At 73.9% G+C, this 22703-nt stretch carries 24 protein-coding genes; 14 read left to right on the top strand and 10 right to left on the bottom strand.

Annotation, left to right across the window (positions count from 1 at the left end):
* Positions 1 to 43: 43 nt before the first annotated feature.
* From HUT06_RS12980 to HUT06_RS12965, 4 genes are all read left to right on the top strand, one after another.
* Positions 44 to 595, top strand: a complete 552-nt coding sequence (locus tag HUT06_RS12980) for a TetR/AcrR family transcriptional regulator (protein ID WP_176195953.1) — start codon at positions 44 to 46, stop codon at positions 593 to 595.
* A 356-nt stretch (positions 596 to 951) separates the two neighbouring features.
* Positions 952 to 1398 carry an SH3 domain-containing protein gene (locus HUT06_RS12975; protein WP_176195952.1) on the top strand — a complete coding sequence of 149 codons (447 nt, stop codon included), beginning with the start codon at positions 952 to 954 and terminating at the stop codon, positions 1396 to 1398.
* A gap of 82 nt (positions 1399 to 1480) precedes the next feature.
* Positions 1481 to 5176 carry a toll/interleukin-1 receptor domain-containing protein gene (locus HUT06_RS12970; protein ID WP_176195951.1) on the top strand — a complete coding sequence of 1232 codons (3696 nt, stop codon included), beginning with the start codon at positions 1481 to 1483 and terminating at the stop codon, positions 5174 to 5176.
* Complete coding sequence (locus HUT06_RS12965) at positions 5169 to 5597, top strand: hypothetical protein (RefSeq protein ID WP_176195950.1); 429 nt, start codon at positions 5169 to 5171, stop codon at positions 5595 to 5597. The genes HUT06_RS12970 and HUT06_RS12965 overlap by 8 nt, the downstream gene beginning before the upstream one ends.
* A gap of 28 nt (positions 5598 to 5625) precedes the next feature.
* Here HUT06_RS12965 and HUT06_RS12960 read toward each other — a convergent pair whose 3' ends face one another.
* Positions 5626 to 6057 (bottom strand): HIT domain-containing protein, encoded by a 432-nt coding sequence (locus HUT06_RS12960; RefSeq protein WP_176195949.1) that lies wholly within the window; start codon positions 6055 to 6057, stop codon positions 5626 to 5628.
* Positions 6058 to 6124: 67 nt separating this feature from the next.
* Here HUT06_RS12960 and HUT06_RS12955 point away from each other — a divergent pair, with 67 nt between their 5' ends.
* Together HUT06_RS12955 and HUT06_RS12950 are read left to right on the top strand one after the other, a co-directional pair.
* Positions 6125 to 8896 carry a toll/interleukin-1 receptor domain-containing protein gene (locus tag HUT06_RS12955; protein ID WP_176195948.1) on the top strand — a complete coding sequence of 924 codons (2772 nt, stop codon included), beginning with the start codon at positions 6125 to 6127 and terminating at the stop codon, positions 8894 to 8896.
* 26 nt (positions 8897 to 8922) lie between these two features.
* On the top strand, positions 8923 to 9420 hold the full coding sequence (locus tag HUT06_RS12950; RefSeq protein WP_176195947.1) for a DinB family protein: 498 nt from the start codon (positions 8923 to 8925) through the stop codon (positions 9418 to 9420).
* Positions 9421 to 9426: 6 nt separating this feature from the next.
* On the opposite strand, the gene HUT06_RS12945 is transcribed toward HUT06_RS12950, so the two are convergent.
* The 3 genes from HUT06_RS12945 to HUT06_RS12935 form a co-directional block, all read right to left on the bottom strand.
* The gene (locus tag HUT06_RS12945; RefSeq protein ID WP_176195946.1) at positions 9427 to 9579 is read right to left on the bottom strand and encodes a hypothetical protein; all 153 of its coding nucleotides are present in this window, start codon (positions 9577 to 9579) and stop codon (positions 9427 to 9429) included.
* 63 nt (positions 9580 to 9642) lie between these two features.
* Positions 9643 to 10989 carry a HAMP domain-containing sensor histidine kinase gene (locus tag HUT06_RS12940; RefSeq protein ID WP_176195945.1) on the bottom strand — a complete coding sequence of 449 codons (1347 nt, stop codon included), beginning with the start codon at positions 10987 to 10989 and terminating at the stop codon, positions 9643 to 9645.
* On the bottom strand, positions 10986 to 11672 hold the full coding sequence (locus HUT06_RS12935) for a response regulator transcription factor (protein ID WP_176195944.1): 687 nt from the start codon (positions 11670 to 11672) through the stop codon (positions 10986 to 10988). The genes HUT06_RS12940 and HUT06_RS12935 overlap by 4 nt, the downstream gene beginning before the upstream one ends.
* A 27-nt stretch (positions 11673 to 11699) precedes the next feature.
* Between HUT06_RS12935 and HUT06_RS12930 the strand changes: the two genes are divergently transcribed.
* From HUT06_RS12930 to HUT06_RS12910, 5 genes are all read left to right on the top strand, one after another.
* The gene (locus HUT06_RS12930) at positions 11700 to 12221 is read left to right on the top strand and encodes a hypothetical protein (protein WP_176195943.1); all 522 of its coding nucleotides are present in this window, start codon (positions 11700 to 11702) and stop codon (positions 12219 to 12221) included.
* Positions 12222 to 12246: 25 nt separating this feature from the next.
* A complete protein-coding gene (locus tag HUT06_RS12925; protein ID WP_176195942.1) occupies positions 12247 to 12846 on the top strand; it encodes a sulfite oxidase-like oxidoreductase in 600 nt (199 codons plus the stop codon).
* Positions 12816 to 13571 carry a ferredoxin reductase gene (locus HUT06_RS12920; protein ID WP_176195941.1) on the top strand — a complete coding sequence of 252 codons (756 nt, stop codon included), beginning with the start codon at positions 12816 to 12818 and terminating at the stop codon, positions 13569 to 13571. The genes HUT06_RS12925 and HUT06_RS12920 overlap by 31 nt, the downstream gene beginning before the upstream one ends.
* Positions 13572 to 13587: 16 nt before the next feature.
* Positions 13588 to 13872, top strand: coding sequence for a DUF6510 family protein (locus HUT06_RS12915; protein ID WP_176195940.1), 285 nt, complete (start codon positions 13588 to 13590; stop codon positions 13870 to 13872).
* A 157-nt stretch (positions 13873 to 14029) separates the two neighbouring features.
* Positions 14030 to 15364 carry an MFS transporter gene (locus tag HUT06_RS12910; RefSeq protein ID WP_176195939.1) on the top strand — a complete coding sequence of 445 codons (1335 nt, stop codon included), beginning with the start codon at positions 14030 to 14032 and terminating at the stop codon, positions 15362 to 15364.
* A 30-nt stretch (positions 15365 to 15394) separates the two neighbouring features.
* Here HUT06_RS12910 and HUT06_RS12905 read toward each other — a convergent pair whose 3' ends face one another.
* Together HUT06_RS12905 and HUT06_RS43810 are read right to left on the bottom strand one after the other, a co-directional pair.
* Positions 15395 to 16024: a PaaI family thioesterase gene (locus HUT06_RS12905; protein ID WP_176195938.1), complete on the bottom strand. Its 630-nt coding sequence runs from the start codon at positions 16022 to 16024 to the stop codon at positions 15395 to 15397.
* A gap of 133 nt (positions 16025 to 16157) precedes the next feature.
* Positions 16158 to 17171, bottom strand: coding sequence for a serine/threonine-protein kinase (locus HUT06_RS43810; RefSeq protein ID WP_217711294.1), 1014 nt, complete (start codon positions 17169 to 17171; stop codon positions 16158 to 16160).
* Between the two features lie 100 nt (positions 17172 to 17271).
* Here HUT06_RS43810 and HUT06_RS12895 point away from each other — a divergent pair, with 100 nt between their 5' ends.
* Positions 17272 to 17796, top strand: a complete 525-nt coding sequence (locus HUT06_RS12895) for a DUF4870 domain-containing protein (protein WP_176195937.1) — start codon at positions 17272 to 17274, stop codon at positions 17794 to 17796.
* A 1-nt stretch (position 17797) separates the two neighbouring features.
* Here HUT06_RS12895 and HUT06_RS12890 read toward each other — a convergent pair whose 3' ends face one another.
* Positions 17798 to 18622 (bottom strand): TIGR03619 family F420-dependent LLM class oxidoreductase, encoded by an 825-nt coding sequence (locus HUT06_RS12890; RefSeq protein WP_176195936.1) that lies wholly within the window; start codon positions 18620 to 18622, stop codon positions 17798 to 17800.
* Positions 18623 to 18669: 47 nt separating this feature from the next.
* Positions 18670 to 19353 (bottom strand): cyclase family protein, encoded by a 684-nt coding sequence (locus tag HUT06_RS12885; protein ID WP_176195935.1) that lies wholly within the window; start codon positions 19351 to 19353, stop codon positions 18670 to 18672.
* A gap of 45 nt (positions 19354 to 19398) precedes the next feature.
* Between HUT06_RS12885 and HUT06_RS12880 the strand changes: the two genes are divergently transcribed.
* Both HUT06_RS12880 and HUT06_RS12875 read left to right on the top strand, forming a co-directional pair.
* A complete protein-coding gene (locus HUT06_RS12880; RefSeq protein ID WP_176195934.1) occupies positions 19399 to 20226 on the top strand; it encodes a HipA family kinase in 828 nt (275 codons plus the stop codon).
* The gene (locus HUT06_RS12875; RefSeq protein ID WP_176195933.1) at positions 20223 to 20669 is read left to right on the top strand and encodes a DUF3037 domain-containing protein; all 447 of its coding nucleotides are present in this window, start codon (positions 20223 to 20225) and stop codon (positions 20667 to 20669) included. Before HUT06_RS12880 ends, HUT06_RS12875 begins: the two co-directional genes overlap by 4 nt.
* A gap of 13 nt (positions 20670 to 20682) precedes the next feature.
* Here HUT06_RS12875 and HUT06_RS12870 read toward each other — a convergent pair whose 3' ends face one another.
* Both HUT06_RS12870 and HUT06_RS12865 read right to left on the bottom strand, forming a co-directional pair.
* Positions 20683 to 21591 carry a hypothetical protein gene (locus tag HUT06_RS12870; RefSeq protein ID WP_138636215.1) on the bottom strand — a complete coding sequence of 303 codons (909 nt, stop codon included), beginning with the start codon at positions 21589 to 21591 and terminating at the stop codon, positions 20683 to 20685.
* A 135-nt stretch (positions 21592 to 21726) separates the two neighbouring features.
* The gene (locus HUT06_RS12865) at positions 21727 to 22641 is read right to left on the bottom strand and encodes a helix-turn-helix domain-containing protein (RefSeq protein ID WP_176195932.1); all 915 of its coding nucleotides are present in this window, start codon (positions 22639 to 22641) and stop codon (positions 21727 to 21729) included.
* Positions 22642 to 22703 lie beyond the last annotated feature (62 nt).

Genomic DNA, 22703 nt, shown 5'->3' with positions numbered 1-22703 from the left:
GAACGATACTGAACGCGCACGACTTGGGGAAGACTGTGCACCGATGAGCGCCCGCGACCGGATCCTCCAGGCCACCCTCCGCCTCATCGGCGAGCGAGGGATCGGCGCCGTGACCAACCGTGCCGTCGCCCGCGCGGCCGGCGTCTCACTCGGCTCCCTGACCTACCACTTCCCGAGCCAGGAGGACCTCCTCCGCGAGGCCCTGCACACCTTCGTGGAGCAGGAGATAGCCCGCATCACCGCCTACGCCACGGCCCTGGCCGACTCGGGCGTGGACCCGGCCCAGGCCCCCGACCAGGTCGAGAAGGCGATCCTCGACTTCACCGACGGCCCCGAGCAGATCGCGAACCTGGAACTCCACCTGCACGCCGCCCGCGACCCGGGCCTCCTGGAGACCTCGAAGCGCTCCGTCGCCGCCTACGACGACCTGGCCACCGCCGTCCTGAAGGCCCTCGGCATCCCCGACGCCGAACACCACGCCCCCGCGATCGTCGCCATGCTCTACGGCCTCGCCCTCCGCCGCCTGGCCACCGGCGACCCCACCGGCACCGCCGACGCGTTCCGCCTCCTCCTCCTGGGCGCCCTCCCCCGCTGAAACGGCTTCTGGCCCGCACGGCCCCAGAGCGGGGTTACGGGGCCGTGCGGGCCAGAAACCTGTCTCAATCAGGAACCTCAGTCGGAACCTCAGCCGACGTTCGCTTCGCTCTCCGCCTGTGCACCTCCGCCGTCTCCTAGTTCTGACACCCGCAACGCTAGGCCCCCACCCCCACCAACAGAACGCCCTTAAGCCTCACTTAGGGAAGGGCTGAGTCGCCCTTATTCAGGGGGTGTTCGGGCTGTGCGACAGGGGCGACGAGAGTTGGGCAAGAAGAGTTTTCGTTACATTGTGTCTTCCATATGTCACTCTGGGTTATGTTCTGACTGCATGTCGGACGAACTTGGAGGGGATACATGCGCGTAGGTACGAAACTCGGTGCGGGGCTGGTGGCGGGCGTGCTCGCCGCGGGGACGCTGAGCGTCGCGACGGCCGCCGAGGCGGAGCCGCCGCCGCAACCGGGGCAGCAGGAGGAAGAGGGGCACGGGCCCGGGGCGATCGTCGTGGGGCCGGAGGGGGCCGCCAAGGCGATGAACCGGCTCCTCGCCCGGGACGAGGAGCGCGTCCGCTGGTGCACCGGCACGGTCCTGCCCGCGAACGGGCTGAACGTCCGCACGGGGCCGGGCGTCGGCTACACCAAGGTCGGCGCCCTGGAGCACGGGACCCGGGTGCGGACGGACTGGGACACCATCCAGCGCCGCGACGGCTACCTGTGGGTGCGGATGAGCCGGCAGCGCTGGATCGCCGACTACAAGCTCGGCAACGGCAACGGCAAGTGGTACGTCCGCTACTCCGACTGCTGACCGACCGGGGCCGCCGCCCAGGCGGCGGCCCATCCCGGCCACCGCGCGCCGCCTCCCGGGCCCGCGTGGTTTCCTTTGCAGCGTGGCCGACGTCTTCATCAACTACCGGACTGTCGACGCCGCGCCCTATGCCGCCGGAGCGTACGAGTTCCTCAAGGAGCGGTTCGGCGAAGACCGGGTGTTCCGCGACGCGGTGTCGCTGCGACCCGGCGACCACTACCCGGTGGAGATCCGGCGGGAGCTGGAGAGCGCGAAGATCCTGCTCGTCCTGATAGGTCCGAGGTGGTTCGCGGCCGATGGGGGCGAGCGCCTCATCGACCGCGAGAAGGACTGGGTCCGGAGGGAGATCCGGGCCGCGCTCGGCGCGGGGATCGCCGTCGTCCCCGTGCTCCTCGACGGGGCGGCGCGGCCGGCGGCGGACGATCTGCCCGGCGACATCGCCGGGCTGGCCCACCGGCAGTCCGTCGCGGTCGCCCACCCGAGGTTCGGCGAGGACCTCCGGCGGCTGGCCGGGCTGATCGCCGAGAAGGTTCCCGACCTGCTGCTCCCGGACCTCTTCGAGAAGCCGCCGGAGCTGCCGGACGATCCGCTGCCGAGCATGCTCCTCCGGCCCGAGTACGGGGTGGTGCCGTTCGGCGGGCGGACGGCCGAACTCGACCGGCTGCGGGACTGGCTGCGCTCCCCGGCGCGAGTGGACGTCCTGCTGGTCACCGGTCCCGGGGGGCAGGGCAAGACCCGGCTCGCGGACGAGCTGGTCAGGAAGGCCGGCGGGTGGGCGGCCGGTCTCGTCCCCGAGCGGCTGCCCGATGAGGTGCTCGGCCGGGTCGGCGAATTCACCACTCCTCTGCTACTGGTCGTCGACTACGCGGAAGGCCGCACCGCGCAGGTCGCCCGTCTTGCCTCGGCCTTGCTCGAGCGGACCGCGGAACGCGGACCGTCGCGAATGCTGCTGCTCGCCAGGTCCGCCGGGGTCTGGCGGCAGTTCCTCCGCCGGCACAGGGACGACCGGGTCGCCCTGCTGTTCGGCGATATGGCGGAGATGCGGCTCGGCCCGCTGACCGGCACGGATGACCGGCGCGCCGAGTTCGACCGCGCGCTGACCGCGTTCGCCCGCGGGCTGGGCCGTCCTGAACCGCTCAGCGCGCCGCCGGCGGGTCTCACCGGCGGGCGCTGCGACCGGGCCCTGGAGGTGCACGCGGCCGCGCTCGCCGCGCTGCTCGACGGGCCGGCGCCGGGACCGGGGCGGGACGACCCCGTCCTGCGGGTCCTCGACCACGAGCGGCGCCTCTGGTCGCGGACCACCGCCGTCCACCTGCTGCCGGAGCCGCACGACGCCCGGCTGGACGAGGTCGTGTCGGCCGCCACGCTGTTCGGCGCCGACGACGCCGAGCAGGCGCAGGCGCTGCTGCGCGCGCTGCCCACCTTCGACGGCGCGGGCCGCGATGCCGTCGCCCGCTACCGGCGCTGGCTCGCCGCGACGTATCCCGGCCCCGGCGCGCTCAACCCGCTGCGCCCGGACCGGCTGGGTGAGGACCTCGCCGCGGCGACACTGGCGGAGGAACCCGGCCTCGCCTCGGCCGCCGCTCCCCTGGTCGACGGGGACCGGCTCGTCCGCGCGCTGACGGTGCTCGGCCGGGCGGCACCGCGCCATCCGCACGTGCGGGACACGATGCGCGCGCTGCTGACGCCCGACCTGCTCCGCCGGGTGCCGCTCGCGATCGCCGTCGCCACCCGCGTCGAGGACGGCTCCCTGGTGGGCGTGCTGTCGGAACTCCTGGACACCGGTGCCGAGGACGGCGCCGCGCTCGACGAGGCGATCGTCGGGCGCCTGCCCGACTCGACGCTCGCCCTCGCCGCCTTCGCCGTGGTCCGCACCCGGACGGCGCTCGACCGCAAGCTCGCGGAGCGGCCGCCCGATCCGGAGGGCGCCGCCTGGCTGACGCACGCCCTCGCCCGGCGTCTCGCGGCGGTCGGGGAGCATGACGAGGCCCTCGTCGTCGCGGCGCGCGCCGTCCGGCGTTACGAGGCGATGGACGAGCACGACGTGGAGGCGGCGTCAGCCCTGGACACCCTCGCCGGCGCCTACGGCGCACTCGGCCTCGCCGGGGACGGCCTGGAGTACGCGGAGAAGGCGATCGGCGCGTTACGCGCGGCTGGAACGGCCGAGGCGCGCGACCTGCTCGCGGCAGCGCTGTTGACCCATGCGAGCCTGCTGGGCCTGACGGCGGAGTTCGGCCGGGCGGCCGGCGCCGCGGCGGAGGCCGTGGAGCTGCTGCGCACGCGCGCGCGGGAGGCCGCCGGCGATGACAGGACGCACCTCATGTCCGGGCTCGCGTCGGCTCTGGGCGATCTGGCCGTGGCCCTGTCGGAGGCGGGCCGCCCCACCGAGGCCCTGCCCGCCACCGGTGAGGCGGTCGGCCTGCTCCGTGAGCTGGACGCCGCCGACCCCGACCGGTTCCGCGACGACCTCGTCAGGTACCTCGGCAACCTCGCCGGCGACCAGGCGGCGCTGCACCGGTGGCCGGAAGCGCGGGAGGCGGCGCGGGAGGCGGTCGCCCTCGCCCGCGGCCTCGTCGCCCGCTACGGGGAACGGCACCTCGATGCCCTGGCCGCGGCCCTGGTCAACAGCGCGGCGACACTGCGCGGGCTCGGCGACCACGAGGCCGCGATCGAGGAGGTCACCGAGGCCGTCGGCCTCTACCGGGAGCTGGCGTCCGAGCTTCCCGGGACCCAGCTCGCCAATCTCGCCAAGGCGCTGCACAACCTCGGCCTGTACTGGCGCGAGACCGGCGACGCGGGCGGCGCCCGGGACGCGTTCGACGAATCGGTCGACATCTACCGCAAGCTCTCCGATCCGCTGCCCGACGCCTTCGAGCCGGAACTCGCCGAGGTACTGGGCGCCCTGGCGGGGATGCTCCAGGACGAGGGCGACCTCGACGGCGCGCTCGCGGCGGCGGCGGACGCGGTCGCCGTCTTCTCCGCCCTGTTCGGCCGAGGCCGGGCGGAGGTGCGGGAGAAGTACGTCGCGGCGCTCATGGTGCTCGCCCACATCCACCACGACCTCGGCCGGGCGGGCCCGGTCATCCTGCTGACGGACCGGGCCGGCGGGCTGCTCTCCGCACTGGTCGCCGAGGGCAGGGCGGATCTCCGAGACCGGCAGGCGGTGAACCTCCACCTCAGGGCGCAGGCCCTGGAGGACGATGAGCGGGACGAGGCGGCGGCCGAGGCGTACGCCCTGGCCGCCGCGCCACTGCGCCGGATCGGGGACGGCGACCGCCTGGCGTCCGTGCTGACGGACCTCGGCCGCTGCCTGAGCGGCCTCGGCCGGGCCGAAGAGGCCCTGTCGGCGGCCGAGGAGGCGGTGCGCATCCGCCGGGCGCTCCCCGGCGAGGCGCCCGGCGATCGCGTGGAACTGGCGAACGTCCTCAACAACCTCGCCGACACCCTGCACGATCTCGGGCGGACCGATGAGGCCCTCCCCCTCATCGAAGAAGCCGTCGCCCTCTGCGCCGGCGTCCACGACGCGGGCGGCCCTGAGGCCGACCTCATGTACGTCTGCTCCCTCGTCACGATGGCGCGGATATCCGATGACCGGGATCCGGCGACGAGCATGCGGGCCGTCGGCCGCGCGGCACGGGTGGCGCTGGACCTGGACGATCCGGAGCTCATCGGGATCGCCCGCGGGGCATGGGCCGAGTTGAGCGACGAGCCCTTCCCAGGCGGCTCCCCGAACCGATTCCCCCCGACACCCGACGAAAGGCCGCACACGCGTGACTGAACCCGGACACCCCCAGTTCACCGCCGAGCAGGTCAAGCACCTGGAGTTCATCCAGGCGGTCGTCACTCGGCTGGGCAACGGCTCGTTCCTGATCAAGGGCTGGACGCTGACGCTGGTCGCGGCGTTCCTCGGCGTCTCGCTGAGCAGCCCGAAATGGCGGGTGACGGCCGTCGCGCTGGTGCCGGTCCTCGGCTTCTGGCTCGTGGACGCCTACTTCCTGCGGCAGGAGCGCCTGTTCAGGAAGCTGTACGACCAGGCGCGGATCCCGGGCGGGCCGGTAGAGGTCTTCTCGATGAACACCGCCCCGTACGCCGGGGAGGTGAAGTGGCCGCAGGTGGTCGGTTCCACCACGCTGCGGGGCTTCTACGGGACCCTCGTCCTGATCATCGTGGCGGTGGTCGTCGCGGTGGCCCTCGGTTGAGGCGGCGCCGGACCGGCGGGGCGCGGGATCAGCGGGGCGGCGCGCCGCCCAGTTCCCGCCTGATCAGCCGTACCGCCCGCTCGACCCGGCCGGCCTCGTGCCGCGGCGACTCGGGCCACAGGCGGCCGAAGCCGTCCTCCTGCCACCGCGGCACGACGTGGACGTGCACGTGGAACACGGTCTGCGTGGCGGCGCGGCCGGAGGAGTTGATGACGTTGAGCCCCTCGGGATCGAGCGCGCGCCGCACGCCGTGCGCCACCCGCAGCACGGCGTCCGCCAGCCGGTGGGCCGTGTCCGCGTCCAGCGCCCAGATGTCGGGAAAGTGTTCTCTGGGAACGACGAGAACGTGGCCGGGCGTGGCCGGGTGAAGTGGCACGAAGGCAACGGCGGAGTCGTCGGCGTAGACGGTTTCGGCCGCCGCCTCCCCCGCCGCGATGGCGCAGAACTCGCACGTTCCCACCGGCGTCCGCTCCCCGTTCGCCTAGCCTGAGCGTTCCAGACTATGCCCCGCATCCGGAGGGTCGGACATGGGCTTCCACGCGGTGTCGGCCGAGGACGTGTACGACTACGTGTTCCGGACCGACGGCCGGTCCCGCCGCCTCACCGACGGCTTCGGCTGGAGCATCATGCTGGTGGGCGACGACTCTCCGGTCTGTGCCGAATTCCTCCAGGAGTACTGCGTCGACCTGTGCCGGCGGACGGCGAACCGAGTCCGCTTCGTCTTCTTCTCGGGTCTCTCCGAAGGGGAGTTCACGCGGATCCAATACCGGGAGGCACAGCGCGGAACGATTCTCGGCGGAGTCCTCGCCCGCATGCGCAGGGGCATCCCCTTTCCCTTCTCCGGTCCCGTCTTCGATCATGAACGACCGGACTGGAGCACGATCCGCCCGCAATCGCTCCGGCCGCTGCGGGACAGGGACGACATCGAGGTGCACCTCGACTTCCAGCGCCAGGCCAGGACGGCGATCCCGGGTACGGAGGCCGCACTGCATTTCGCGCAGCGGCTCGGCATCGGACGCCATGTCCCGTGCCTGGTGATGTTCACCGACATCGGGGAGCTCAAGGTCGATGTGTTCCCGTTCGCGGGGCACGATGCCGCCGAGGTGCACGCCAGGGTGCGGGGCTGGGTCGACGAGTACTACGAGGTCAACCGGGACGCGCTCCGCCACTGGGACGGTGTGGAGGACCAGGTGCTCCGACTGGCCACCGCGTCCAGCGGGTCGTTACTGGCGGTCCAGGGCTGGGCTCCGGCGCGGCGGAGGACGCAGCAGTGCCTCCGAACACTGGCGGTGCTGGCCCACGAGTTGTCCGGCTCCGGCCCGGTCGACCTCTCCCGAGCGGCCTCGGACCCGAACGTCCCCTGGACCTTGAGGGACACCCTCCGGGCCGTGGGGAGGCGGCTCGCCGAACTCGACGCGCGCCTCGCGGCGTACCAGGCCCTGAACCGGGCCGTCTCCGGCCTGCGGAACACCACCGACCCGGCCGAGGTCGACCGGCTGCTGGCCGAACTCCTCGAACACGCCCTTCCGCAAGAGACCTCGTCGCTCGCCCGGCGCGCGCGAAATCGGCTGACCGGGCCAGAGCAGGACTTGTTCGACTGGTGGCGGAAAGCACCGATACGGCTGTCCAAGTCGCGCTTCCGGGCCTTGCGGAAGGCCTGGCGGCGCCTCGTCGTCGTCGGCCGCGAGGACTCCGCTCTCTCGCTGCGATCCGACCATGAGACCCTCTGGGCCTCCGTGGGCCGGCTGGCGCTGGCCCCGCCCGCCACGTGCGACGTCGACCGCGTCCTCTCCGAACTGGCCGGGCATTACGGCGTCGACGCCGGCGCCGCGTCCTGGCGGGAGGCCACCACCGGCTTCCGGGCCGCACTGCGGAAGATGATCGCCGAGACCGTCCGCACCGCCCCCGGCTGGGTGCGGGACGGTTCCACCGGCCTGACGCTCGCCCAGTGCGTCCCCCCTCCGGGCCCCGGTGACGCCGCCTCCCTGCTGGCCTTCCTGCACGGCGTCCCGGAACTGGAGCACCTGGTCCGCCTGCGGCGCGAGAGCGAAGGGCTCGGCGGAAGCGCCGTCGCCGCCATGCTCGAATCCCTGGCGGCGGGGCTGGAGCGTGAGGCCCTGGCGCTCTCGACGGCCGCCGCCGACGGGGAGGCGGCCCGGGCGGCGCTGGCGGAGGTAGTGGACCAGCGGCGGGCCGAGCTGGAACGGGAGGAACGGGAGGCCGCCGAAGACCCCGGACTCCGCCCGCGGCTCCCGGCCTGTGACCCGGCCCTGGTCGCCGGGCTGCACGATGCGCTCGACGCCTACGACACGGCCGTGGCCCAGATCGTGTACCCGCACCTCCGCGACCCGGACGTGTTCTCCGTCCGGACCAGCACCGACCTGCTCGCGGCGGCCGGCCTGCACGCGCAGCGCGTCTCCCGCCCGGACGCCGATCCGCTGCGTTCCACGTTGCGGCGCGCGGTGGCCAACGATCGCGAGGCGGCGCGGCGGTGGCCCGCGGAACGGGTGGCGGGCGCGGCGGTCCGTCCGTCCAGGGCCCTGGGGGACGCGCTGGAGGAGGTGCTCGGGCCGGAGCGGCTCGCCGGCGTCCTTGAGGCCCACGAAGGCCGGACCGCCGAGACATTCGACCGCCTCGTGGCGGACGGCGGTGCCGAGGCACTGCTGGCGTCGCTCACCATGGCCGAACTCGGCGCCCTCCTCACCCGCACGCTGCCGGACGGACCGGGCGCTCCGGCCGACCCGTCGCGGCAGGCCCTGCACGGGCTGGTCCTGGCGAGCCTCGGGCTCCGGCCCCGGCACGGCGCGCCCGTCCCGGACCCCGCCGAAGCGGCGCGCACGCTCCATGGCAAGCTCCTGCGCGACGAGTTCGACGTCTTCGTGGCGCACAGTTCCGCCGACCGCCCGGCCGTCAGGGAACTGTGCCGCGAACTGCGTCGGCGCGGCGTCCAGCCGTGGCTGGACATCCACGAGATCCGCCCGGGCACGTCCGTCCAGGACAAGATCCAGCTGGCGGTCCGCAAGGCGCGCTCCGCGCTCATCTGCCTGGGGCCGGACGGCATCGGCCCGTGGCAGGAGACCGAGATCCGCGCCCTCATGGAGCAGTGCGTCGAGAGGTCGATGCCGCTCATCCCGGTGATGCTTCCGGGCGCGCGGGCGGTGCCCGCGCGGTTCGGCTTCCTCGGCCAGTTCGGCACCGTCTCGTTCGACCAGGACATCACCGAGCAGGAGCCGCTCTGTCGGCTGGTCTGGGGCATCACCGGGGTCCATCCGGCCGGTGGTTCCGCGCCCTCGTCGTGAGGCGGGTGCTGGTAGCGTCCGCGCCCATGGAACAAGTGCCGTATACCGGTGGGGAGAAGGAGAGCCTGCGGGCGGCTCTCGATCGGCATCGTGATGTGGTGCTGTGGAAGCTCCAGGGGCTGGACGAGGAGCAGGTGCGGCGGGCCATGACGCCGTCCGGGACGAGTCTGCTCGGGTTGGCGAAGCATCTGGCGGCCGTCGAGTACTCGTGGTTCTGCGAGACGTTCGGGAGGGAGACCGAGCCGCTGCCGTTCCGCGAGGACGATCCGGAGGCCGATCTGCGGGTCGAGCCCGGTGAGACGACGGACGGGATCGTCGCGTTCTACGGGCGGGCGCGGGCCGCGTCGGACCGGGTGATCGAGGAGCTGGACCTCGAGACGCGCGGGACGGCCTGGCACGGGGCCACGGTGACGCTGCGGTGGGTGCTGATCCACATGGTCGAGGAGACCGCGCGGCACGCCGGGCACATGGACGTCGTCCGGGAGCTGATCGACGGCGCGACCGGTGACCACGCGCGGGACTAGGGGCCGCTAGTACGAGCCGGGCGCCGTCGGGATGTTGCCGCTGGCGAGGACCCCGGCGACAGCGATCGCGGCGGCGATGAGCAGGCCCACGACGGCGATCGCGGCCGCGGCGACGTACTGGGAGCGGCGCGGCGCGTACGGGGAGCGCGGGGGCTTCATGCCGGTCACGCTAGGGGCGCCCGGCGGCGGGAGCCTCGTGGTTAAGGCGGATTTAAGGCCGCGTTAGGTGCGGGAGTGGCGGCGGCGGCCGACCAGGCGGCGGGAGCGGCGGGCGGGCGGGAGCCAGCGGGTCCGGAACCACATCTGCACCTGGGCGCCGCCGAGGACGCTGCGGTGGATGCGCAGGTAGCCGCCGGTGGACTCGGCGGCGCGGCGGGCGATGTCCAGGCCGAGGCCGGTGGAGCCGCCGCCGCTGCTGCCGCGCTTCAGCGCGGCATCCGGGTCGGCGATGCCGGGGCCGCCGTCGGCGACGAGGATGCCGGTGACGCCCTGCCCCTGGTGGAGGGTGACGACGAAACCGGTGCCCTCGGCGGTGTGCCGGAAGATGTTGCCGAGCAGGGCGTCGACGGCGGCGGCGAGCTCGGTGCCGGGGACCGGCAGCGGCGCGGGGCCCTCGGCGCCGATCAGCTCGCAGGAGCGGCCCTCGTCCTCGGCGAGGACGGACCAGAACGCGACGCGGTCGCGCAGCACCTTGGACGCGTCGCAGTTGCCCCGCCCGGTGGGCCGCCGGACGGTCCGGATGATCTGGTCGACCTCGCGCTCGATGCGGTCGACGGCCTCGCGGGTCTGCTCGGCGACGGGCCCGTCGCCGAGGGCCTCGGCGTTGAGGCGCAGCGCGGCGAGCGGGGTGCGCAGGCGGTGCGACAGGTCGGCGGCCATCTCGCGTTCGGCCGACAGCAGCTGGACGACATGGTCGGCCATCGCGTTGAAGGCCAGGCCCGCCTCGACCAGTTCGGGCGGCCCGTCCGGTTCGATGCGGACCGACAGCTCGCCGTCGCCGAAGGCGCCCGCGGCCTCGGCGAGCCGCCGGGTGGAGCGGATCATGCGGTTGCCGAGCCGGTCGGCGACGGCGACGGACCCGGCGACGAGCGCGCAGGCCACCGTCGTCATGACGAGCCACGCCTTCCAGACGCCGCGCGACAGGTCCTCGTCGGGGAGGAACACCTCGACGACGGCGGTGCGGCCGGCGTCCAGCGACACCGGCTGGAGCAGGGCGTACCCGCCGTCGACGCGGGCGGTGTAGGAGCGGCCGCGGCGCCCGGCCTCGGTGAGCTGCTCGGGACGGGCGCTGAAGTCGCCGTGGGCGTTCCTCGGGACGAGCCCGCCGTCCGGCAGGTGCACGGTCATCCGCCCGGCGGCGCCGGCCTGGGTGCTGGCCAGGGCGCGTTCGAGGGCGGCGGGGTCCTCGGTGACGACGAGCACGGGCCCGAGCGCGCTCGCCTGCCGCTCGGCGGTGGTGAGGGCGCGGTCCCGGGCGATCTCCCGGACGGTCAGCGCGAGCGGGATCAGGAACGCCAGCGCGACCATCGAGGTGACCGCCAGGGACACCAGGACGAGCGTCTTCCTCATGACCGGGGGTCGGGCTCGGCCAGCCGGACGCCGACGCCGCGGACCGTGTGCAGGTAGCGGGGCGCGGCGGCGGTCTCGCCGAGCTTGCGGCGCAGCCAGGACAGGTGGACGTCGATGGTCTGGTCGTCGCCGTAGGCCTGCCGCCACACCTCGGCGAGCAGTTCGCGCCGGGCGACGACGCGGCCGGGGCGGGCGGCGAGGTAGGCGAGGAGGTCGAATTCGCGGCGGGTGAGTTCGAGCTGCTCGCCGTCCAGCAGCGCCTCGCGCCGGTCGAGGTCGATGTGCAGGCCGCCGACGCTCAGCTCCGCGGTCGGACCGGACCGTGCCGACCGGCGCAGCACGGCGGCGAGGCGGGCGCTGAGGTGCTCGATGGAGAACGGCTTGATCAGGTAGTCGTCGGCGCCGGCGTTGAGTAACCGGACGATCTCCGGCTCGTCGTCGCGCGCCGTCGCGATGATGACCGGGACGTCGGAGATGCCGCGCAGCATCTTCAGCACCTCCGCGCCGTCGAGGTCGGGGAGCCCGAGGTCGAGCACGACGACGTCGGGCGGCGACTGCGTGACCTCGCGCAGCGCGTCCATCGCGGTGCCGACGCTGCGTACGACATGCGACCGCACGCTCAGTTCCCGGATCAGGGCGGTCCGGACATTCGCGTCATCCTCGACCACCAAAACACTCGCCATGGCGGAACCGTATGCCACCATGTGCCCATGCGTCGCGCGATGTCGTATGTTGCCCCGTGGGCCGGGGTGACCGCGCTCGCGGTCGCCTTATCGTGGCTCGGCGTGCGCGACGTCGTGCGCGGCGCGGTGTCGGAGCGGTCGGCGCCGCCGCCGATCGCCGGGCCGGTCATCCACTCCAGCCCGGCGGCGCCGCCGGGGCCGCCGGCGATCGGGTCGCCGACCGCGCGGCCGAAGCCGCCGGACGGCGCGGACCGGGCGCCCACGCCGACGAAGTCCGCGAAACCGCCGCCGTCCGGCAGGCCCTCGAAGGCCCCGCCGAAGACGCCCGACAACGTGCGCAGCTACGCGACCCGGGGCGGGCGGGCCGCGATGTCGGTCGAGAAGGACCGGGTACGGCTCGTCTCGGCGACGCCGAACCCCGGCTACGAGACCCGCGTGACGCAGGCCGAGGGGTGGCTGCGCGTCGACTTCCTGAACGAGGAGCACACCTCGTCGGTCATCGCGTCCTGGTACGACCACGAACCGATGGTGAAGGTGTACGAATACTGAGCCGACCGGGGGAAAGGACGACGCCATGCCCATCATTTCCCGAGGATTCGGCGGACGGCGCCCCTCCGGCGACCACGAACTCCCGCCCGGCCAGTACGAGACGTTCGACTTCCCGGTGCTGTCGGCGGGTCCGACCCCGCACGTCCCGCTGGACGAATGGGAGTTCACCATCGGCACGGAGACCGGCACCGAGTACCGCTGGAGCTGGGACGACCTGATGGCGCTGCCCGCGGAGACGCCCACCGTCGACCTGCACTGCGTCACCAAATGGTCAAAATTCGACACGGAATGGCGAGGCGTTTCTTTGGACGTCCTTTTCGAGGACGTGGAGAGCGCCGCCGATTTCACGCTCGTCCACTCCTACGGCGGCTACAGCACGAATCTGCCGCTGGAGGACCTGCTCGACGGCAAGGCGTGGATCGCCTACGGCTACGGCGGCGGGGAACTGCCTCCGGAACACGGCGGCCCCGCCCGCCTCCTCGTCCCGCACCTGTACTTCTGGAAGTCGGCGAAGTGGGTACGCGGGATCCGGCTGGGCCTTGAGGACGAGCCCGGGTTCTGGGAGAGCGCCGGATACCACGACTACGGAGACCCATGGCGGGAGCAGCGGTACCAGGGCGACTAGGCGGGCGGCTGCGCTGGCACACCGCCGAACTGGTGGAGCGGCGCGCCGAGTCCGCGACGGCCGCGACGCTGGTGTTCGACGTCGACGGGTGGCCGGGCCACCTGGCGGGCCAGCACGTGGACGTCCGGCTGACGGCCGAGGACGGCTACAGCGCGCAGCGCAGCTACTCGGTCGCGTCCGCGTCCGGCGGTGAGCGCGTCGAGCTGACGGTGCAGCGGGTCGCGGACGGCGAGGTGTCGCCGTACCTCGCGGAGGAGATGGCGCCGGGCGACCTCGCGGAGCTCCGCGGGCCGGTCGGCGGCTGGTTCGTGTGGCGGACCGAGCAGACCGAGCCGGTGCTGCTGGTGGCGGGTGGGTCGGGCCTCGTGCCACTGATGTCCATGGTCCGGACGCGGCGGGCGGCCGGGAGCCGCGTGCCGTTCCGGCTGCTGTACTCGGTGCGCGGGCCCGCCGACCGGCTCTACGCCGGCGAGCTGGCGCGCGCCGACCCCGGCCTGGACGTGACGCTCCTCTACACGCGCACCGCGCCGGACGGGCTGCCGCGCGAACCGGGCCGGCTCACCCCGGAGGACCTCGTCCAGTACGGGTGGCCCGCCGACTTCGAGCCGACCTGCTACGTGTGCGGCCCCACCGGCTTCGTCGAGAAGGCCGCCACGTACCTGGTCATGCTCGGCCACGCCCCCGAAAGAGTCCGGACCGAGCGCTTCGGCCCCACCGGCGGATGACCCAGCGGAGGATGACATGACCGGCCTCGACGACCAGGACGACGCCTTCACCGACGGCAACGCCCTCGCGGGCGCGCTGTCGGAGGTGTTCGCGGTCGACCTGACCGCCGCCGAGAGCCGCTGCGCCAACTGCGGGCGGACCGGGCCGGTCGGCGAGCTGCGCGTCTACGCCCGCGCGCCCGGGTTCGTGGCCCGCTGCGCGGGATGCGGCCACGTCGTGCTGCGGCTGGTGCGCGGCCCCGGCACCGTCTGGCTCGACCTGCGCGGGGCGGTCGCGCTCGCCGTCCCGGTGGACGACTGACCGGAGCGCTCCTGCGCTTCCCTCCGGCCGGTGCTTCCATCCGGCCGGTGCTTCCGGACGGCCGGCGCTTCCGGCCGTTTCGGCGGCGACCCCGGTGGGAAGCAGTGGATCACAACTCCTGGGGCCGGCGGGGGCGGTCGGAAAGGTCAGAGCTCCCATGGTCCTGGATCCCGGAGAGGCCGGCCGCGCCCGCGCGGCGGACGCCGGCGAGCGGCGCGCGCAGGTGCGCAAGGCCGCCGCCGCGAGCGTCATCGGCACGTCCATCGAGTGGTACGACTTCTTCCTCTACAACACGGCAGCCGCGATCGTCTTCAAGGACGTCTTCTTCCCCGAGTCGAGCGACTACGCCGGGACGCTGTCGGCGTTCGCGACCTACGCGGTCGGGTTCGCGGCCCGCCCGATCGGCGCGGCGGTCTTCGGGCACTGGGGCGACCGGCTCGGCCGCAAGGCGACGCTGATCGTCACGCTGGTGCTGATGGGGGTGTCGAGCGCGCTGATCGGCGTGCTGCCGGGAACGGAGACGATCGGCTGGGCGGCGCCCGTGCTGCTCGTCCTGCTGCGCGTCCTCCAGGGCATCGCGGTCGGCGGCGAGTGGAGCGGCTCGGTGCTGCTGTCGATGGAGTGGGGCGACCGCGAGCGGCGCGGGCTGATGGCGAGCCTGCCGCAGCTCGGCGTCCCGATCGGGCTCATCCTCGGCACCGGCATGATGACGGCGATCGCGCTGTCGGCGGAGGGCGCCTTCAAGGACTGGGCGTGGCGCATCCCGTTCCTGTTCAGCCTCGTGCTCGTCGCGATCGGGCTGTGGGTGCGGGTCCGGGTGATGGAGACGCCGCTGTTCGCGGAGGTCGTCGCGCGCGACGAGGTCTCCCGCGTCCCGGTGGCCGAGGTCGTGCAGCGGCACCCGCGCGAGATCGTCCTCAGCGCGCTGCTGCGCTGCTCCGAGCAGATGCCGTTCTACCTGTTCACCTCGTTCGCCCTCACCTACGTGGACGACCACCTCGAGATGGCGGAGGGGCTCGCGCTCAGCGCGGTGACGGCCGCGGCGGTGCTGGAGCTGTTCACGATCCCGGCGGCCGGGCACCTCGGCGACCGGATCGGCCCGCGCCGGGTGTACGCGACCGGGTCGCTGCTGGTCGCGGTGTTCGCGTTCCCGTACTTCCTGCTGCTGAACACCGGGGCCGCGGCGCTGATCGTCGTCGCGGTGGTGGTGGCGCAGATCCCGCACGCCGTCCAGTACGGGCCGCAGGCGTCGCTGATCGCCTCGGTGTTCCCGACCCGGCTGCGGTACGGCGGCGCGGGCATCGGGTACCAGCTCGCGTCGGTGTTCGCGGGCGGCCCGGCGCCGCTGCTGGCGACGTGGCTGCTGCACGACTACGGCTGGCAGGCGATCTCGATCAGCATGATCGTGGCGTCCGCGCTGACGCTGACCGCGCTGAGCCTGCTGCCACCGCCCGCCGCCGACCACACCGGGCCGGCGGCCGCGAAGGCGTGACGCCGGCGGGCCGGGTCGGGGAGGGCCGGGTCAGAAGTGCGGGACGAACCGCTGCGGCATGATGAACATCGCGGTGGCCTCCACCGTGACCCGGCCGTCCGGGCCGCAGATCGTCCCGGACGCGTAGACCTTGCGCCCCTCCACCCGGCTCGCCTTCGCCTCCACCGAGAGCGGGACGCCGAGCGGCGTCGGCCGCCGGTAGCGGGTCTCCAGCGTGGCGGTCATGCCGGGCGTGCCGGACGCGGCCGCCGCCATGCCGAGCACCTGGTCGAGCACCATCGCCGACACACCGCCGTGCACGTACGACGGCGGCCCCTCGTAGACGGTGCTGAGGGTGAACTCGCCGCGGACGATGCCGTCCGAGCTCACCGTCAGCTCGACGGGCGGCGCGAGCGGGTTCAGGGCGCCGGTGACCGGGTTGCCGATCTGCCGGTCCATCCGGCGCTCGCCGGACGGGACGAACGGCGGCGCGTCCCGGCGCGCGGCGGCCAGCCGCGCGGTCAGGGCCTCGACCTCCGCGGCGACGGCCGCGGCCTCCGCGGTGCCGACGCTCGTCAGGACGGTGGCCTCGGCCAGCGCGCGGACGCGGGCGGCGAGGCCGCTCAGGGCCGCCGCCTCGTCCTCCGCCAGCACCGGCCGCTCCATCGGGATCCCGCTCATCCAGCCTCCTCGCGGGGCGGTCCCCCGTACCGCCGCCCCATAGCCGAACGAAATTCTAGAAGAGCGGGGCGACCACTGCGGACGCGGGTCCCGCTCAGCGGTGCGGCGGCCCCGTCCGCTGCGGCCCGTCCGCTCAGGACCGTGAGAGCGGGCCGGTGACCGTCCAGTGGCGGCCGTTCGGCGACGTCCCGCTGTAGCGGAACACCAGCCGGTCTCCCCCGGTCTCCGGGGTGAGGGACACCGAGCCGGTGTCCACGCAGCGCTCCGTCCCGGACGTGATCCGCTCCAGGAACACCAGCGTGTCGCCCGTCCGGCGCAGGTAGGTCTCCGTGCCCGAGCAGTTCTGGAGCGGGTAGGCGACCCTGCCCGCGGCGCCGCCCGCCGGCAGGACGAGCGTCATCGGGAAGACCTTCCCGTCGTTCTGGGTGACCCGGCCCGTCCACGTCCCCGCGTACCGGTCCGGGATGCCGGTCCGCCGGGACTCGGCCGTGCTCGACCCGGAGGACGCCGGGGACTGCGTGGCGGTGGCTGAAGCGCTCGGCCCGGCGGCGGTCGGCGGCGCCTCCCCGGCGCGCAGGCCCTCCAACTGCTCGGGCGCCATGAAGGCCGGGGTGCCGATCGCCCCGCTCACGGTGATGGTCGCGCCGTCCAGCGCGCGGGCGATGCCGAAGTCGATGACGCGCGGCCCGTCCGAGCCGAGCAGCACGTTGTGCGGCTTGAAGTCGCGGTGCACGACGCCCGCCCGGTGGATCGCGACGAGCGCCGTCGCCGTGCCGACCGCGAGCCGCTCCAGCGCGCCGCGCGTGCGCGGCCCCTCGGTGGTGACGACCCGGTGCAGCGAGGGCCCGTCGACGAACTCGCTGACGATGTAGGGGCGGTCGCCCGCCGCGTCGGCGTCCAGGATCGCGGCCGTGCAGAACTCCGCGACCCGCTTGGCCGTGTCGAGTTCGCGCAGGAACCGGGCGCGGGCCTCCGGGTCGTCGCCGAGGCGCCCGTGCAGGAGCTTCACCGCGACCCGGCCGTGGCCGCCGCCCTCGTCCTCGGCGAGGAAGACGGTGCCCTGCCCGCCCTCGCCGAGCCGGCCGGTCAGCCGGTAGCGGCCGAGCCGCTCCGGGTCGCCCGGACGCAACGCTCCCGCCGCCGGCATGTGGGCCTCCCGCCCCGCGGGGACCCGCGTCGGCGAGCCCGATTGAGATAGATTCCTGCAGTATCTCCCATCGAGGCACCGCAGAGCGCGAGGACAGTACGTGACGGACCAGCCCCCGCCGCCACCTCCCGAGCAGCCGCCGGACGGCCAGCCGCCGCCCGGCCAGCCGCCGCCGTACGGTCAGCCTTACGGTCAGCCGCCGGGCGGTTACGACCCGCGGTGGGGCTACGGCCCGCCGGGCTCCCCCCACGGCGTGCCGATGCAGGGCCCGTCCGAGGAGACGACCTGGGCGATCTTCGCCTACATCGGGAACGCGATCATCGGCTTCCTGCCCGCGCTGATCATCTACCTGGTGAAGAAGAACACCTCGCCGTTCACCCGGTTCCACGCGGCGCAGTCGATGAACCAGCAGCTCACCATGCTGATCCATATCGTCGTGGTGCTGGCGGTGTGCCTGCCGCCGGCGATCCTCATGGAGGCGCCGGCCTTCCTCGCCCTGCTGCTCTTCCCGTACCTGGAGCTGCTGATCGGCGGGTGGACGTTCATCATCCTCGGCGCGGTGAAGGCGGGGAAGGGGCAGTACTACCGCTTCCCGACCTTCTTCTGCTACCGCATGATCCGGTAGGTCACAGGTAGGCGCGGGCGTACCCGTCCAGCACCGGCAGGACGGCCTCGCGGTCGCCGGCCGGGACGCGCAGCACGACCTCCTCGATCCCGAGCGAGCCGTAGTAGCCGAGCTTCTCCGGGGTGGGCAGCGTCCCGAACGGGACCACGGGCACCATGCCGCGTCCGGCGTCCGCGCAGGCGCGCCGCAGGGCGGGCAGCGCCTCGCGGATGCCCGCCCCGCCGATCGGCAGCCACCCGTCGCCGTACTCGGCGATGTGCGCGAACAGCGTCGGGCCCGGCGCGCCGCCGAGCAACACCGGCACCCTGCCGGACGGCTTGGGCCACGACCAGGACGCCTCGAAGCTCACGAACTCGCCCTCGAAAGACGCCTCCTCGTCCGTCCAGAGGGCCCGCATCGCGAGGACGTGCTCGCGCGCCACGGCCCGCCGCCGCTTCCACGGCACGCCGTGGTCGGCGCCCTCCTCGGCGTTCCAGCCGTACCCGACACCGAGCGCGACGCGCCCGCCCGCGAGCCGGTCGAGCGTCGCCACGGCCTTCGCGGTGACGATCGGGTCGCGCTGCGCGGGCAGCAGGATGCCGGTCCCGAGCGTGATCCGCTCGGTCGTCACGGCCGCCGCGGCGAGCGCCACGAGCGGGTCGAGGGTCCGCGCGTACTCCTCGGCCAGGGTGTCGTCCCCGGTCGGCGGGGGCGTCTCGCGGGCCACCGGGATGTGGGTGTGCTCGGGGACGTAGAGGGACGCGAAGCCGCGCTCCTCGGCCGCCCGCGCCAGCTCGTGCGGCGCCATCGTCCGGTCGGTGGCGAACATGGTGACCCCGAGCCGCATGCGGGCCCCTCCTTCTCCCGGTTTCCCGGCACCCTACAGAGGCGGGGTCAGACGAGGACGGCCCGGTCGTCCACGCGGGCCACGGCGCGGACGGGCGCGCCGTCGGCGCCGGCCAGCGCGATCGGGAACAGCGAGACCTCGATCGCGCAGCCCGCGTCCTGCGCCGCGACGAGCCGGCCGAGCCCGGTGAGGTTCTCGGCGATCACGGCGCCCGCGCCGCACAGCACGCGGTGCGCCGCGAGCGAGGACTCCGCGGACCCGGGCGGCGGGGTGCGGTCCACGCTGAGCGCGTCGACGGCGACGGTGCGGACGCCCGCGGCGACGATCGCCTCGGCCGTCTCGGGCGCCGGGTACGGGTGGGCGAGGTAGTCGCCGGTGCCCCAGTGCTCCGACCAGCCGGTCGCGATGACCAGCACGTCGCCGGGACGCAGGCCGGGCGGGAGCGCGTCCGGCGGGATGGGCGCGCGGGGCGGCAGGCCGCGGACGTCCATCACCACGGCCGGGCCGGTGAAGCGGGTCAGCGGCAGCTCGTCCAGGCGGGGCAGGGCGTCGTCGATGTGGAACGGGGCGTCCACGTGCGTGCCCGTCTGCGACCCCATGTGCAGGCGCAGGACGTTCACGCCGTCCTCGGCCGCGGTCAGCGCCGGGACCGCCTCCACCTCGGGGTCGCCCGGGTAGACCGGCATGCCCGTGGTGATCGGCACCGACAGGTCCAGCAGCTCAACGCCCATGTAATGGATTATCCCGCGCGGACCCCCAGCCGATAGCGTTGCGACGTGTTGCCACATGTGACGGCCATCCGATACGTGACGCCGCTCCGCGAGGGCGGTTCCCTGCCGGGCGTCGTCGAGGCCGACGACCTCGGCACCTACGTCATGAAGTTCCACGGCGCGGGACAGGGGCGCAAGGCGCTGATCGCCGAGGTGGTCGCGGGCGAGCTGGCCCGCCGGCTCGGCCTCCGGGTGCCCGAGCAGGTGCTGATCGACCTGGACCCGGCGATCGGGCGGCACGAGCCCGACCCCGACGTCCAGGACCTCCTCAAGGCCAGCCCCGGCTGGAACCTCGGCGTCGACTTCCTGCCCGGGTCGCTCGGCTTCGACCCGCTCGGCTGGAGCCCCGACCCGGACTTCGCGTCCCGGGTGCTGTGGTTCGACGCGTTCATCGGCAACGTGGACCGCAGCTGGCGCAACCCGAACATGCTCGTCTGGCACGGCGACGTGTGGCTCATCGACCACGGCGCGAGCCTGATCTTCCACCACGCGTGGGCGAACGCGGCCCGGCTGTTCGCCGGGCCCTACGACGTCGACGACCACGTCCTCACCCCGTACGCGTCCCGGCTGGAGGCGGCGGAGGCCGAGTTCGCCCCGAAGATCACCGAGGGGCTGCTGCGCGAGGTGGTCGCGCTGGTGCCCGACCGGTGGCTGGAGGGCGAGCCGGGCTTCACGGGCCCGGCGGCGCTCCGCGACGCCTACGTCGAGATCCTGCTGCCGCGCGCCGGCAAGCCGCGCGACTGGCTGCCCGACCTCGACGTCAGCGGCCGCGCCCCCGACACGTCGGCGCGGCGAGGGGAGAACCGCCCCGGTTGGCTGGGTGGTCCGGCATGAGCGAAGCGAACCCGAGGGTCGTCCCCTCGCAGGACGCGGGCAGGGGCAACATCAGGGCGGCCGGCGAGCCGACGGTGTTCGAGTACGCGGCGCTGCGGGTCGTGCCGCGCGTCGAGCGGGGCGAGTCGATGAACGTGGGCGTCGTCGTGTACTGCCGGGCGCTCGACTACCTCGGCTGCCGGACGCACCTCGACGAGCGCCGCCTGCACGCGCTGGACCCCTCGCTCGACCTGGAGGGCGTCCGCGCCTCGCTGAAGGGCGTGGACGCGGTGTGCTGCGGCGGCGAGCGCGCCGGGCAGGCCGCGGCGGAGCCCCCGGGCCGCCGGTTCCGGTGGCTGACGGCGCCGCGCAGCACGATCGTCCAGCCGGGGCCGGTGCACGCGGGGCTCACCGCCGACCCGGCCGCCGAGCTGGAGCGGCTGCTGCGCCTGCTCGTCCTCTGACCGCGCCGGCGCGCTAGTCCCACTCCCAGCGGATGCCGTGGTAGCCGGCGGCCATGCCGAACTCGATGAAGTGGACGCTGTGGTAGCTGGACAGGCGCAGGTCGGCGGAGTCCTTGAGCGCGGTGTGGCCGTCGGGCCGCCACGTCCGGTGGCAGCGGGCGGGCAGCGCGGACGGGTGGAACCGCACCTCGATCAGGAACTCGTGCTGCGGGGTGCGGAAGCCGCGGCCCTCCTCGGTGATGGGCGGGCCGGTCTCGTCGAACCCGAAGCCGTACTCCAGCAGGTAGGTCTCGCCGCGGCCGAGCGCCCGGTCGAACAGCAGCTCGGCGGCGATGAGGCCGCTCGCCTCGTCCATCCGGACGCGGCCGAACCGGCAGCCGCGCACGGTCCGCGACGACGGCAGGACGCCCTGCGGGTGGTGGTACACCGCGATCCAGCGGTCGACGCCGCGCTGCTGGGCCTGGAACACCGCCCGGCAGCGGACCTCGCGCAGCTCCCGGCGGCGCCCGACGACGTACTGGTCGTGCAGGCTGAGCCCGGTGAGCAGCCGCTCGCCGCGGTCGCCGATCTCGTCCAGCAGGTCCCGGACGCCCGGCTCCGGGCACAGCTCCTCGACGGGCAGCCACGGCCCGGCGGTCCGCTCGGTGGTGGGCTTCAGCAGCGTCAGCAGCGAGTGGCGCGGCAGTTCGAGGATGACCTCCAGGCCGCGGACGGCGCGCAGCGAGTCGGCGCGCTCGGGCCTGGTCCGGCCGCGCTGCCAGTAGCTCAGCGTCGACAGGCTGACGGCGATGCCCTGCTCCTCCAGGCGGCGCCGCAGCGAGTCGAGGCTGAGGCCGCGCGCCTGGATGGCGGCGTGGAGGGCGACGTTGAACGGCCCGTACTGGAGGACCTGTAGGAGATCGTCCTCTGCGACACTCTGCACCTGCGGCCTCCGGATCTGCTCCGGCCGGCCCCCGTCCAACGGCCTTGACTCCTGCGATTGCAACTTCCGCGCTCACTGTAAAGCGGTTGGTCCCCGTTGCCAACAGGCAACTTGTCACAACCAGGGGTCCACGCGCTAGTGCCACTCCCATTCGATGCCGACGATACCGCGCCTTACGGACCCGACCGCGATGTTGGCGCTGCCGGACGTGCCGACCCACAGTTCGCCGAGCCGCCGCCGGGGGGCGTGCGAGCTCTCGGCGGTGAACCCGTAGCAGCGGGCGGGCAGCCGGCCGCCGTCGAACTGGATGATGGCCACGTAGTCGTGGACGGGATGGGCGAAGCGTCGGTCGTAGCTGTCGGACGGCGGCTCGGCCGCCGGCCCGAGCTCGTACTCGACGACCGCCGTGTCCCCCGCCGACAGCACCCGGTCGAAGACGAGCTCGAACGCCATCAGGCCGCCCTCGGCGCGGACGCGGCCGGGGCGGCAGTACCGCACGCCGGTGAGCCCGGCGGCGCCCGCCGCGGCGGGGCCGCCGGCGACCTGGTGGACGCAGACGATGCGGTCGATGTCGTCGCCGGCCGCGCGCACGACGGTGCGGACCGACAGCGTCCAGGAGCGCCGCACCTCGTCCAGCCGGTAGACGTCGTGGATGCTGAGCCGCTCCAGCCGGTGGTCGCCGGACCGGTCGAGCTGCCCGACGAGGCAGGCGTACCGCTCGGGGTCGGGCCACAGGTCGCGCACGCTGCGGGCCCGGTCGCCCGCGCCGCCCGGCGCGGCGGGCCCGCCGCGCCCGGCCGGTCCGCGCGGGGGCGCGGCGGTGGGCGCGGGGTCGTCCAGCAGTTCGGTGAGGGTGCCCGGCGGCACCTGGAGGACCTCCTCCAGCGCGACGACGACGGTGCGCGAGCGGGGCCTGCTGCGGCCCCGCTGCCAGTAGCTGAGCGTGGCCACGCTGACGGTCAGGCCGCGCCGCCCGAGCCGGTGGCGGATCCGCTCCAGCGTCAGCCCGCTCGCCTGGACGGCCTGCCGCAGTGCCCCGGCGAACTCCACGGCGGGATGGTACCCGCCGCGCAAGATCAAATCAGGTGTCAGGGCAGATCAGTCACGCACTG

The organism is Actinomadura sp. NAK00032, from assembly GCF_013364275.1.
Classification (GTDB): Bacteria; Actinomycetota; Actinomycetes; order Streptosporangiales; family Streptosporangiaceae; genus Spirillospora.
This window is presented reverse-complemented; position numbering and strand designations above follow the sequence as displayed.

What these genes read in the sequence shown, in the direction of transcription:
- HUT06_RS12980 (WP_176195953.1), top strand. Translation starts at nt 44, where the DNA reads ATGAGCGCCCGCGACCGGATCCTCCAGGCCACCCTCCGCCTCATCGGC.
- HUT06_RS12975 (WP_176195952.1), top strand. Translation starts at nt 952, where the DNA reads ATGCGCGTAGGTACGAAACTCGGTGCGGGGCTGGTGGCGGGCGTGCTC.
- HUT06_RS12955 (WP_176195948.1), top strand. Translation starts at nt 6,125, where the DNA reads ATGGGCTTCCACGCGGTGTCGGCCGAGGACGTGTACGACTACGTGTTC.
- HUT06_RS12950 (WP_176195947.1), top strand. Translation starts at nt 8,923, where the DNA reads ATGGAACAAGTGCCGTATACCGGTGGGGAGAAGGAGAGCCTGCGGGCG.
- HUT06_RS12945 (WP_176195946.1), bottom strand. Translation starts at nt 9,579, where the DNA reads ATGAAGCCCCCGCGCTCCCCGTACGCGCCGCGCCGCTCCCAGTACGTC.
- HUT06_RS12940 (WP_176195945.1), bottom strand. Translation starts at nt 10,989, where the DNA reads ATGAGGAAGACGCTCGTCCTGGTGTCCCTGGCGGTCACCTCGATGGTC.
- HUT06_RS12935 (WP_176195944.1), bottom strand. Translation starts at nt 11,672, where the DNA reads ATGGCGAGTGTTTTGGTGGTCGAGGATGACGCGAATGTCCGGACCGCC.
- HUT06_RS12930 (WP_176195943.1), top strand. Translation starts at nt 11,700, where the DNA reads ATGCGTCGCGCGATGTCGTATGTTGCCCCGTGGGCCGGGGTGACCGCG.
- HUT06_RS12925 (WP_176195942.1), top strand. Translation starts at nt 12,247, where the DNA reads ATGCCCATCATTTCCCGAGGATTCGGCGGACGGCGCCCCTCCGGCGAC.
- HUT06_RS12920 (WP_176195941.1), top strand. Translation starts at nt 12,816, where the DNA reads ATGGCGGGAGCAGCGGTACCAGGGCGACTAGGCGGGCGGCTGCGCTGG.
- HUT06_RS12915 (WP_176195940.1), top strand. Translation starts at nt 13,588, where the DNA reads ATGACCGGCCTCGACGACCAGGACGACGCCTTCACCGACGGCAACGCC.
- HUT06_RS12910 (WP_176195939.1), top strand. Translation starts at nt 14,030, where the DNA reads ATGGTCCTGGATCCCGGAGAGGCCGGCCGCGCCCGCGCGGCGGACGCC.
- HUT06_RS12905 (WP_176195938.1), bottom strand. Translation starts at nt 16,024, where the DNA reads ATGAGCGGGATCCCGATGGAGCGGCCGGTGCTGGCGGAGGACGAGGCG.
- HUT06_RS43810 (WP_217711294.1), bottom strand. Translation starts at nt 17,171, where the DNA reads ATGCCGGCGGCGGGAGCGTTGCGTCCGGGCGACCCGGAGCGGCTCGGC.
- HUT06_RS12890 (WP_176195936.1), bottom strand. Translation starts at nt 18,622, where the DNA reads ATGCGGCTCGGGGTCACCATGTTCGCCACCGACCGGACGATGGCGCCG.
- HUT06_RS12885 (WP_176195935.1), bottom strand. Translation starts at nt 19,353, where the DNA reads ATGGGCGTTGAGCTGCTGGACCTGTCGGTGCCGATCACCACGGGCATG.
- HUT06_RS12875 (WP_176195933.1), top strand. Translation starts at nt 20,223, where the DNA reads ATGAGCGAAGCGAACCCGAGGGTCGTCCCCTCGCAGGACGCGGGCAGG.